This window comes from Mesorhizobium sp. M7A.F.Ca.CA.002.09.1.1, assembly GCF_003998555.1.
Lineage (GTDB): Bacteria > Pseudomonadota > Alphaproteobacteria > Rhizobiales > Rhizobiaceae > Mesorhizobium > Mesorhizobium ciceri.
This window is the reverse complement of sequence record NZ_RZRR01001218.1, coordinates 1-1,290: the sequence shown is the minus strand read 5'-3', so window position 1 is coordinate 1,290 and position 1,290 is coordinate 1. Positions and strand designations below refer to the sequence as shown.

The 1,290-nt window shown below is 64.2% G+C and carries 2 protein-coding genes; both read right to left on the bottom strand.

The window, feature by feature from the left end; translation table 11 throughout:
• Positions 1-712, bottom strand: a 712-nt coding sequence (locus EN994_RS31945; RefSeq protein WP_164746438.1) for an aminopeptidase, incomplete at its 3' end; no start/stop codon positions are given.
• Positions 709-1,290, bottom strand: a 582-nt coding sequence (locus tag EN994_RS31940) for a LysR substrate-binding domain-containing protein (protein WP_245466151.1), incomplete at its 5' end; no start/stop codon positions are given. The genes EN994_RS31945 and EN994_RS31940, both read right to left, overlap by 4 nt.

Sequence of the window (1,290 nt, the reverse complement as noted above, 5' to 3'; positions counted from 1 at the left end):
ATTCATGGCCGTCCGCCAGTCCAACCGTCAGGTCGGTGCCCGGTCCGGTGAAGTGCAGCGCATGGAAATTATGGCCGTTGAGCCATTCGGTGCGGCTGCGCAGCGCCGCGTTGTGCGCCCTCCAGTTGCCGATCGGATCCTCCACATCGACCCGCGACGCGGCGAAGATGGCATCGGCGAGTTTCACGACCGCAACATCGTCGGCATCGCCGGGGAAGACCTGTTTGGCCCAGGCGAGGTCCGGATAGGCGACGATGTTCCAATTGATGTCGAAGCCGGTGATCTTTTCCAACGCCGGCTGATAAGCCATCGAATTGGCCTTGTTGGCGCGCGCCACTTTCGCCGGATCCTGTGCGGAGAGCAGCGACGGATCCTCGCCGCGCACCGCAAGCCTGGCCGCATTGTTGGAGAAGGCCTTCGCCATGCCTTCATAGAGCCAGCCGGCGGCGCGGTCGAAGCTCGCATCGGCGCCGAAGCGGTAGCGCGCCAGCGTCATCTCGTCATCGTTGAAGATCGGCGTCACCAGGCCGGCGCCGGCCTTGTAGGCATGCTCGACGATCCGCCTGGTTAGCGGCAGTGCCGCGATCGATGACGTCAGCACCAGATCCTGCCCTGGCTGCAATTGCAGCCCGACCTTGATGGCGACTTCCGCCAGCCTGTCGAGCTTCACCGGGTCGATTGATGCGGAAACGCCGCGCGAATGTGTGGTCATGATCCTGCCTGTCGTAGTTTGATGTCCGACCTACCATAGAGCGGCGGCGCGGCGCTTTCCACCGCGATCGCGCCGGCGGGTTTTGGGTTTGCGGACCCGAACCGCGCCATGGTTGCTTCGATCTCTTCCCTGATCCAGACCTTGAAATCCCGGACCTTGCGGCTTTCCGCCTTGACGGACGAGGTCACCAGCCAATAGCCGAGCCCGCTCTGGGCGCGGATACCGAAAGGCGCCACCAGCCGCCCGTCGGCCAGCGCATCCGCGGCGAGCAATTGCCAGCCCAGCATCACGCCGTGGCCGGCAATCGCCGATTCCAGGCACAGCATCGGGTCGGTGAAACGCGCACCCTTGAGGAAGCTGACAGGTGGGACGCCGGCCGTCTCGAACCAGCTTTCCCAGTTGATCATTGCTCGCTCGTCGGTGATCGCGCAGGTCTGGGCAAGGTCCTCGATCGACTTCAGTTTTTGGGCAATCGCCGGCGCGCAGACCGGGAAGACTTCCTGCGCCAAGAGCAGTTCCGTGCGCCCGCCCGGCCATTTGCCGTCGCCAAGCCGGATGGCGATGTCGATGTCTGAGTG